The organism is Virgibacillus sp. 7505 (assembly GCF_002272135.1).
Taxonomy (GTDB): domain Bacteria; phylum Bacillota; class Bacilli; order Bacillales; family Amphibacillaceae; genus Terribacillus.
In genome coordinates this window covers 1-224 of the sequence record NZ_NPBF01000376.1, presented here as the reverse complement: position 1 = coordinate 224, position 224 = coordinate 1, and the positions used below count along the sequence as shown (strand labels likewise).

The 224-nt window shown below is 46.0% G+C and carries 1 protein-coding gene; it reads right to left on the bottom strand.

Annotated features, from left to right (window positions below; genetic code table 11):
- On the bottom strand, positions 1 to 224 hold a 224-nt coding region (locus CHH91_RS19410), incomplete at both ends, for a PTS sugar transporter subunit IIB (RefSeq protein WP_176465891.1).

The following is a 224-nucleotide window of genomic DNA, read 5'->3' as shown; positions in this document are numbered from 1 at the left end:
AAATGGCTTGGATGTTGTTGCCTACTTCTAGCACTCCAGCTGCACCAAGCGCCTTCAGTTCGTCTTTGTCGACTGCTTTAATATCATTTACCGATACACGCAATCGCGTAATGCAGGCGTCAAGATGAGCAATATTGTTTTTTCCACCCATCGCTTGCAACACTTGTTCTGCTAACTCGCCTGTTTTTCCTTTGCCTTTGTGATCATCAGCTGTGTCGTCTTCC